Source organism: Synechococcus sp. H55.9, assembly GCF_047462355.1.
Lineage (GTDB): Bacteria > Cyanobacteriota > Cyanobacteriia > Thermostichales > Thermostichaceae > Thermostichus.
This window is the reverse complement of record NZ_JANSJB010000079.1, coordinates 1-8,709: the sequence shown is the minus strand read 5'-3', so window position 1 is coordinate 8,709 and position 8,709 is coordinate 1. Positions and strand designations below refer to the sequence as shown.

Genomic DNA, 8,709 nt, shown 5'->3' with positions numbered 1-8,709 from the left:
CGGGAGCGGAAACCAAGCTGGGGGAAGGCTGCCAGCCTTCGAGTTCAGCCGACAACATGAGGAGAAACCCTGATACGGCGAAGTAATGCCAATTCTATCCCCGAGGTCTAGCTGCAGCTAGAGCTGGGAGTGGCCAGGCAAGCCGGATTGGCGGGCTGTTCGCCCAGGCCAAGGTGCAATGCTTCCACAAACTGCCGCACCCGGATGGGGTCAATGAGGGGAAAGGGATCCGCACAGCGCACCGGCATGCCGGCGGAACGGGCCGGCCGTTTCAGAGAACTGGCCACAATCACGCCATCCGCATGGCGGATGAGGGTGCCGATGTTTTCGGCGGTGGCCCCTGAGCCAATCAACAGGGGTACCTGAGGGGCAACCTGGCGGGCCAGCTCCAGCTCCTCCAGAAGGGGTGGCTTGCCGGTGGCCCAGCCGGAGAGAATGATGGCATCGGCCAGGCCGCGCTCCACCGTGTCGGCGATGGCTGCATCCAGACGGATGGGACTCAGGGGCTGAGCGTGTTTCACCAGCACATCGGCGAAAATCTTGATGTCGGCCCCCAACTCGCGGCGATAGCGCAGCAGGCGGTGGGCATTCCCCTCAATAATGCCTTGGTCGGTTATCATCGCCCCGCAGAGCACATTCACCCGGATAAACTGCGCTCCCACGCTAGCGGCGATGGCCAGAGCACTGTAGCCATCGTTGCGCAAGACGTTGATCCCGATGGGCAGGGAGACCAGCATCTTGATCCGCTGGACAACCACGGTCATGGCGCTCACCACCGCCGCGTCTACCCGCTCCTTGGCAAAAGGGGCATCGTAAAAGTTCTCGACGAGGATCCCGTCCACCCCGCCTGCCGCCAAGGCCGTGGCAGCCTGTTCTGCCTGAGCGATCACCCACTCCAAGTCCCCTCCCCAACGGGGGGAGGTGGGCAGCGGCAACAGATGAACCACCCCAATAACTGGATGGGGGGTCTTGAACAGGTGTTGCAGCAGGTTCACCGGCGAGCTTCCTCAGGGATCCCTAACGATCTTACGCCTGGATCTGACCCATGGCGGTATTCTGCGAGGGAAGTGTAACATCAGGGCGGGGCGGAGAAGAGCTGGCCAGGCCTCGGAGCAGTTGTGGCACCATACCCGGCCCTTCGTAAACCCAGCCGGTATAGACTTGCAGCAGGCTGGCTCCGGCTTCCAGCTTCTCCACAGCATCGGCCAAGGTGAAGATGCCCCCCACTCCGATGATGGGCAATTTTCCTTGGGTGGAGCGGTGGATGTAGCGAATGACTTGGGTGGAACGCTCCCGCAGGGGGGCACCGCTGATCCCGCCGGCTTCTGCCAGAATTAGCCTGGGTTCTGAGATGCCGTGGCCAGGTAGAAAACGGGTTTTCAGGTTGTCGCGGCGCAGCGTGGTGTTGGTGGCCACAATCCCGGCCAGTGCATAGGTTTGGGCCAGTTCCAGGAGGCTGTCGATTTCAGGCCAGTCCAAGTCGGGGGAGATCTTCACCAAAAGAGGTTTTCGCCCCTGATTTTCCTGCTGTAAGGCAGACAGGATGGGCTCCAGTTGCTCAGCAGCCTGCAGGGATCGCAGGCCTGGGGTGTTGGGGGAACTGACGTTGACCACGAAGTAGTCCCCCAGCTCCTGGAGTAGCCGGAAGCTGGCCAGGTAATCGGCAGCCGCTTCTTCTAGGGGGGTGATTTTGGCTTTGCCCAGGTTAATCCCGATGGGAATAGGACGCCGACGCAACCGGCGCAGCCGTTCAGCCAGAGCCGCTGCCCCCTGGTTGTTAAAGCCCATACGATTGAGAGCGGCACGATCTTGGGGCAGTTGAAACAGGCGCGGTTTGGGGTTGCCCGGCTGCGGCCCAGGAGTGACGGTGCCCACCTCCACAAAGCCAAATCCCAAGCTGGGCCAGACGGCCAGAGCCAGGCCATCTTTGTCAAAGCCCGCAGCCAAGCCAAGGGGATTGGGAAAGGTGAGGCCCCATAGTGACACCGAGAGCCGGGGATCCCGGTAGCAAAACAGTCGCTCCAGAGCCGACAGGATCCCGGTGGCCTGGGTAGTGTCGATCCAATGGAGGGCACGCAACAGCCCCACCTTGACCGTTTCTGGATCGGCTCTCAGTCCAGAAAAAAGCAAAGGCCACACCACATCTCGGTACAGGTTCACCGCAAAGATCCCCTAAACTCCCCCTTGACTGTAGCTGGCTTCCGCGTTGCAAACCGTCGGCGTGATGGATTCTGGACTCATTGCCGGCCAAGGGATATTCCACGGCAGCATTCAGTAGTGGCTCCTCTGGGCTTGCTCTTTGCCGGCGACGGGGTCGTCTTGCTGCTCAAGGCCGGCTCCCCAAACGGCCCCCAAGAGCAACGTTATCAACAGGTGCACGCGGCCATCCAACATCACCACATCCAAAAGCCCTGAGACAAAAAACGCTGTCAAAGCCAGCAGCATCCCCAACAGGACACTTTCTTGAGAGCGCCGCCAGGCTTGCCACCCCCGCGCCAAAATCCAGCCCCACAGGATCAGATGGCCCAGCAGCAGCGGGATCCCGCCCTCAGCCGCCAGATGTAGGTACAAATTGTGGCAGTGGCCCAGCAGCTCCGGCGGATCCTGAGCATTGTAAAGAGCGGCAAAGCTCTGCCAGCCCCAGCCGGTCAAGGGTCGCTCCCGTGCCATCTGCAGGGCAAAATGCCAGGCATCCAAGCGGTTGGCGGTGGAACTAAAATAGAGGGCTTGAGGATCGAAGGTGTCTGCCAGACGGCTCCAAATCAATCGGGGCACAACGGCCCGCCAGCCCGGCCAATCCCAAGCGGCGGCCAAGCTGGCCAACCCCAAGCCGCTCAAGAGCCCGATTCCCCACCAACAGCGCCGCAGCGCCAACCCTATCACCAGCGCCAGCCCCCCCACTCCCCAGCCGTTGCGAGAGGCCGTCAGCAGCAGCAGCAGGGATCCCAGCCCCAGCATCGCCCCCAGCCCTGCTCTTCCCAGCCAGGATCGTCCCACCCCTTCCCACCCCAGCCCCGCCGCCAAGCAGAGATGGATCACCAAGTAAACGGCCAAGATATTGGGAGAGGTAAAAGCTGCCGCCGGTCGCTCGCCTCCGGCCACCCCCGTGATCCAAAGCGGCCCCAAAACGAGATGCCCCTGCCACCCCCACAGCACCTCTCCCCAGCCCAGAAGCAGCATCAGCCCGCTGCCCAGAACCAGCACCTGGGCCAAACGACGACGGCCCCCAGGAGAACCACAATCGGCCAGCACCGCTGCAAAGGCCGGCAGCATCAACAAAAAAGGCCAGTAGTTGAACATCCCCGGCAGGCTCAGCCGCCAATCCTCACCCACAAAGGCCACGCCCACCGCAGCCAAGCTCAGGAGAGCTGCCAGCCCAAATAGAGGATCGCGAAGGATCCTTTTACCGCAGCAGGTATAGCCCTGGATTGTCCCCACCAAAGCCAACAGCAAGCTGGGGGCCAAATTCACCGGGAGCAGCGCCGCCGCCCCCAGCAGCCAGCCCCGCGGCCGAGAGGGCAAGGGATGCGGCGGCAACTCTTGAGACACAACCGGTGCAGAAAAAAACATCATTCATCCTCAAGGGGGATCCCCGGCCTGACCCGTCCCTGGCCGAAGTAGCGCCCAAATTGCAGCTCATACACCTCATCTTCATCTTGGGTTTCCACCCAGAGCTCCGAACGGGCATAGCCCACACACAGCAGCCCATACCCCTGCTCCTTCAGCTCGCGCGAGAGGCCCATCGCCTCCGGCTGGTACAGAGATCCCCGACGCACTCGCACCGCGCAGGTGGTACAGGCGCCGTTGCGGCAAGCAAAGGGCAGTTGGATCCCTTGGGCCTCGGCACTGGCCAAGATGTATTGATTCGCCGGTACCTGGATCAGATAGTGGGTGTCCCGTTGGCGGTCGTGGATGTGAACCGGGTAAGAGGGGACAGAAAAAGGAGAAGGCATGGAGAAAGTGGCCCCTTTCCTAGAGTAGGAGACTTCTTCATGATCCCACAGGATTTCCACAGCCCGAGGTCTGGGATCTCGACTATCAAATCCCCAGCACCTGCCACAAGCTCACCCCCAACCCCAGAGCGCCCAGATGGTAGGGCCACTGCAAGCTCTGGCGGGCAATTTTGCCCGTGAGGGCCCAAGAGAGAAGCACTGCCAGGATCAGCGTGGATCCCTGGAGAAACTGAACTACCGCCGGGTGCGCCTGCCACAGCACGGGAAGAGCAGATCCCGTCTGGGAAAAAGTTGCCCAGGTTACCGGCAGCACCTGCCCCGCCTCCGTTAAAAACAGGGGCCAGTAGAAAGCCAACGTTCCCCCCAAAACCAAGGGCAGATAGCCGTAGATCATCTCCGCAAAGGGTCGGGGTCGCGCCCCCCGGCCCAGCCGATGCCACAACCAAGCCAATCCCCAAGCTGCCAAAGGCACCAAGCTGGGAAACCCCAAAGCCAGCAAAGCGGCCCCCAGATGGGGCCAAAACTGCCGTAGATCCCAGCTCAGACCCCATTGGGCCATCTGTTCTGCCAACCGCGGCAGACAGTGTAGGTAGATGCCTCCCAGCAACAACAGCAGCAAAGCAATTTCGGCAGCGCGCGGCGTATGGGTAGTCCACAGCTCGATCCCAGGTGGGCGCAGGTTGAACTCCACCGAGCGATGGGGACAGGCTTTGAGGCAAGTCATACAAAGGACGCAATCTTTGTTGTCTTGCAGTTGCGCCGGATGGGAGTAGAGGGGACAGCCTCCCGTCGCCATGCCTTCCCCCTTCTCGGGCCCTCCTTTGTAGCACTGGTAGGTGGTGCATTCTGCCGAACAGGTGCCCTGCTGCGCCCGCAGCTCCGTCATCGAGAGCTTGGCATAAAGGCCGTTCATGCCCCCAATCGGGCAGAGGTAGCGGCACCAAAACCGCCGCTCAAACACCAGTGAGCAGGCCACCGCTCCACCAGTAATCAGCAGCAGCAGCCACCCCGACAGGTAAGCCGTATTGGGCAGATCCCAGATCTCCTCCCACAGGAAAATCAACGCAAACCCGGCAAACAGCACCCAGCCGCCCCAGCGCTCCGCCGGCTGTCGCGGCCATTTCTGCAACTGCCGCGGCCAAAGCCATAACGACAGCCTCTGGATCAACTCCCCATAGATCATGAAAGGACAGACGGCACACCACACCCGTCCCAAGAAGGGAAACACCAGCAGCACCAGCGGCCACCACCAGGCCCAGAAAAGATTCAACCCCACATTGTGGGCCCGATCCTGAGGCCCCCAAAAGAGGAGAAACACCACCAGGGTATAGAGGGGCAACACCAGGCCGTAGTTGAGGCGATCCGGCCACCAAGGGCTGCGCAGCAGGCGACGCAAGCGGGGATAGACGTTGAGCAGGTTGAGGCGAAACCGCTTGCCCCGAGGCTGGGAAGCCCAAAACACCTCTTCCCCCAGCACGCTCGCCCCCGCGGCCTGCACTGCCGCCCGCTCGACCAGGCTGCGCAGCTCCCGCGAGTTGCCGGGAAAGTCGTAGCTCTGCAAGCGGCGCAGCGCCTCCGGCGAGAGCTTGGGCTTGGGGATCCCGCGCCGGCGGCTGTAGAGGCTGAGAAAATAGTCGGCCATGGCTTTGATATCGGCCTTGCGCACCCGCAGCGGCGGCACTTTGATGGCCATCGCCCAAGGGTCAAGGGCGGGGATGGGCCGTTCTGACACCATCAGCAGACGACAGCGACAGGGGCGCTCCTCTCCCGGCTCCCCTTCCCCCCGCTGCACAGGGGTGTAGGATCCCGTCTCCAGCAGGCGCAGCAACTTGGGCATCAGCTCGGCGGGCAGCTCGTGCAGGTTGTTCAACAGCAGCGTGCCCTCTCCCAGCCACTCCAGCAACCCCGGCTTGCCCCCCGTCCGCCCGAACAGATCCGCCCCACTGGCCTGCAGGGCGCTGCAATCCACCTTGATCATGGGCTGGCGCCGCCGCGGGGATCCAAAATGGATCAGGGCGGCGACGTTGTCTTTTTCCAGGCCCGGCTCCCCGAAGATCAACACCGGCTTGCCGCTCTGGGCTGCCTCTTTGATCTGCTGCCGCAGGCGCACCGCGTAGCGGCTGGAGCCGACGATCCCCCGCTCCACCTTCGGCACCAAGTAGGGGCGCAAAGCCACTTGCCGCTCCTGCTCATAGCTGAGGCGATCTTGAGCCTGGGCCAGCGCCTCGGCCAATTGCCCCGAGTGCTCTGCCAGCCAACGGCGCACCACCGCAGCCGGGATCCAACCCCGGATCCCGGCGGAAACGGCCACCAGATCCCGCCGCAGGGGCTGCTCCGCCAGGACTTCCCCCAGATGAGCCACCGCGCCAGGCAGCAGGTTGAGAACCTCCCCGGAATGGGGATCCCGCTCTTCCCAGCGTCCCTCCAGCAAAATCTGGATCCCAGCCGGGGTGGTTCCCGCCTCTGCCAAAACCTCTCCCTGGCCAAAGGGATGATCTTGCATTTGCTCTGCCAGAGGATACAAGCTCTCCGACGTCAGGCTTTGAAACAACGTCTGCGCTTTCAGCCAGCGGGCACGCTCAACAGGAGTCATCTGCAGTGCCTCTGTTGTCTTGGGATCCCTTAGCTGCATTATCTTGCCTCTTTTGAGCAGCTTCCAGCCTGTTGGGATCCTTAATTTGAACAACCTCTGGCCAGTCAAGGCAAATGCAACTGCCGGCCGATGCGCACCATCGGCCCCAGCCCCAATCCCGTCGGGTTGAGCGCCTGCATCTCAAATAGGGCCAGAATGTGGCGCACTTGCAGCTCTGGAGTCACAGAATTCACCCCCATCGCCACCACCAAGCCGCAATAGCCACCCGTCGCCCGGCACCACCGTTCCCAGCGCTTGCGGGCCATGGAGTGAACGGGATCATCTTCGGGAAACTCCCCGAACAGGTGCAGGTCGCGATTGCCCGTTTGCACAATTTCCAGGTCGTAGCGATCGCCATCGAAGGGATCTACCCCTGTGTTGAAACAAACGCCCTGGGGCCCGCCTTCTCCACGCAAATTCTCGATCAACTGCTTCGCTTTGGAGCGGGAAGTGCGCACGATCACCACCGGCAGCCCTTCTCCCCTTTGCACCAGCTTGCTTTGCGGGAGTGGATGCCACTGCCCCGTGCGACGCAGCATTTCCACCGTTGTCCACGGCAACACCCCCAGGCCCAGTTGGGCACCCTCAGGCACCAAATCATCCCGCAGCAGGGTTTGGGTGTGCTCCTCCTCCTCTTCGTCTCCTTCCAGCTCCAGAAGCTCTGCAGCCAAGTCTGGCAAGGTGCGCACTTGCACCGAGAGGGTTTCCCCTTCCGCCTGGGGGTTGGGAATGCGGTACCGACCCTGATAGGGTTGAAAGTCCTCTTCCAGCCTGCGGTGGTACTGCTTGAAGAAGCGATGCAAGGCTTCCAGGGCCACCGCCAAGACCGCCGCCTCATCCTCCTGCAAAGTCACGCGCAAGCCTTCCAGAGGGTGAATGGTGCCGAAGTTCGGCTCAATTTCATCGGGATCCAACTCTGCCAAGTCCAGGTCTGGCAGTTCGTTGAGCTCAGGATGGCGAGCTTGAAAGGTGAGATAGAGACAATCTTGCCTGAGGAAGGCCTCTTCCATCTCTTCGGGAGTATCCGGCTGCCCCGCATCCTGGCGAAACTGTTTGAGGGAAGGCAGCGAGCGATAAAAAAGCACCCCATACTCCATGCCCAATCGCCCCATCACCGAGACGTAAAGGGTTTGGATATCCCAGTGGTTGAGGTCGAGCGCTAAGATTTGGTGATCCTCTAGGTAATTCCAGGGAGCATCTCGCCAGAGGGTGAGGGCTCTGCCGGCCAGCAGCTCAGCATAGTTTTCTGGCAGCGGGGGAGGGATCCGCCCGTTGGCCTCTTGAAAGCTCTGCAGGATCTCGTCGATCAAGGGCAATGCCGGCTGGCATTCCACCTTGATGTCCAGCTCGTGCAGAATGCCGCGCAAGAAAAACTGCACCTCTCGATCCCGCACGACGATCTTTTGGGGACGAGCGGGCGAAGCAGCATGGGGCTGCTCCATAGCCATGATCAAGGTTCGCACCATCGGCTCAACACCCGAGCCAGCGGGCACCACTTCCATGGCCCGTACCACTCCCTGGATGCCATCCACCCACAGGATGCACTCCCCTTCCGTTTGCGATCCCAGGGGCGGCAATCCCAAGAGGGTGTGGCGATCCCCTTCCCACACCGAGGGCACCTGGGGCAACTTTTGCAATCGACGAATCGTGGCGGCTGGGAGACCGGACATAGACATCCAAGCAAGAATTCAGGAGAACAACCCAAGCGGCTGAGTGGATAGGCCCAACCAAGCAGGGATCCCGCTGCAGCCATCTAACCACCAGTGTAGAAGCTGAGTTCCGCTTCAGCGAGAGGACAGACATGGCAGAGTCAAGCCCTACAGCGGCCAAGAAAGCTGATGGTCAGACTCGAACTGACGACCGCTCGATTACAAGTCGAGTGCTCTACCAACTGAGCTACACCAGCAGTTTAGGCTTGTCGATTCTAGCATTTTCCAGCCTTGCCCCCCAAGTGGCAGGCTCGGACGGGGAGATATAGTCGTTTCCAACAAGATTAAGATACTTTGCCGCCAGCCCAAGCGCTCCGCGTCGCTGCCCTCACCCCCAGCCCCTCTCCCAGCCCTCACCCCCAGCCCCTCTCCCAGAGGGAGCAGCCCTCACCCCCAGCCCCTCTCCCAGAGGGAG

At 61.6% G+C, this 8,709-nt stretch carries 6 protein-coding genes and 1 tRNA gene; all 7 read right to left on the bottom strand.

Going from position 1 to position 8,709, the window contains the following annotated elements; genetic code table 11:
• Nucleotides 1–107: 107 nt before the first annotated feature.
• On the bottom strand, nucleotides 108–995 hold the full coding sequence (gene btpA, locus NW857_RS10155; protein WP_414335318.1) for a photosystem I biogenesis protein BtpA: 888 nt from the start codon (nucleotides 993–995) through the stop codon (nucleotides 108–110).
• A 31-nt stretch (nucleotides 996–1,026) separates the two neighbouring features.
• Complete coding sequence (locus NW857_RS10150; RefSeq protein WP_414338589.1) at nucleotides 1,027–2,160, bottom strand: quinone-dependent dihydroorotate dehydrogenase; 1,134 nt, start codon at nucleotides 2,158–2,160, stop codon at nucleotides 1,027–1,029.
• A 111-nt stretch (nucleotides 2,161–2,271) separates the two neighbouring features.
• Nucleotides 2,272–3,570 (bottom strand): O-antigen ligase family protein, encoded by a 1,299-nt coding sequence (locus NW857_RS10145; protein ID WP_414341574.1) that lies wholly within the window; start codon nucleotides 3,568–3,570, stop codon nucleotides 2,272–2,274.
• Complete coding sequence (locus tag NW857_RS10140) at nucleotides 3,570–3,953, bottom strand: 2Fe-2S iron-sulfur cluster-binding protein (RefSeq protein WP_414335312.1); 384 nt, start codon at nucleotides 3,951–3,953, stop codon at nucleotides 3,570–3,572. Before NW857_RS10140 ends, NW857_RS10145 begins: the two co-directional genes overlap by 1 nt.
• Before the next feature lie 85 nt (nucleotides 3,954–4,038).
• Nucleotides 4,039–6,546 (bottom strand): sigma 54-interacting transcriptional regulator, encoded by a 2,508-nt coding sequence (locus NW857_RS10135; RefSeq protein WP_414368857.1) that lies wholly within the window; start codon nucleotides 6,544–6,546, stop codon nucleotides 4,039–4,041.
• A gap of 104 nt (nucleotides 6,547–6,650) precedes the next feature.
• Entirely contained in the window at nucleotides 6,651–8,255 is a 1,605-nt protein-coding gene (locus NW857_RS10130) for a DUF6930 domain-containing protein (protein ID WP_414335308.1), read from the bottom strand.
• A gap of 163 nt (nucleotides 8,256–8,418) precedes the next feature.
• Nucleotides 8,419–8,491, bottom strand: a tRNA-Thr gene (locus NW857_RS10125).
• Between the last annotated feature and the right edge of the window lie 218 nt (nucleotides 8,492–8,709).